The 276-nt window shown below is 80.8% G+C and carries 1 pseudogene; it reads right to left on the bottom strand.

Annotated elements, in window-relative coordinates:
* Window positions 1-217: pseudogene (locus DZG00_RS16805) on the bottom strand (copper resistance CopC family protein); the annotation flags it as partial.
* Window positions 218-276 lie beyond the last annotated feature (59 nt).

The raw sequence follows: 276 nt of genomic DNA, 5'->3' as shown, positions 1-276 counted from the left end.
CGCCCTCGCGCGCGGCGTCGCCGTCGTCTCCCGTCGCCGGGCTCGCCGGGCTCGCGGCCGGCTTCCGCCGCCCGGTCACCACGATGAGCACCACCGCGGCCGCCGCGAGCACGACGATGCCGATGCCCACGCCGACGTAGGGCGCGACGCCCTGCTCCTGGCCGGACGCGGTGCCCGGATCCGCCGACGACGAGCCGGAGCCGTCGGAGGAGGTCACGCCGGATCCGGCCGCGCCCTCCTCGGCCGCCGCGCAGCCCGGGCCGTCGGGGGTGCCCG

It is taken from the genome of Clavibacter lycopersici, from assembly GCF_003576405.1.
GTDB classification, from domain to species: domain Bacteria; phylum Actinomycetota; class Actinomycetes; order Actinomycetales; family Microbacteriaceae; genus Clavibacter; species Clavibacter lycopersici.
The sequence above is the reverse complement of the archived record's forward strand: the minus strand, read 5'-3'. Positions and strand labels throughout refer to the sequence as shown.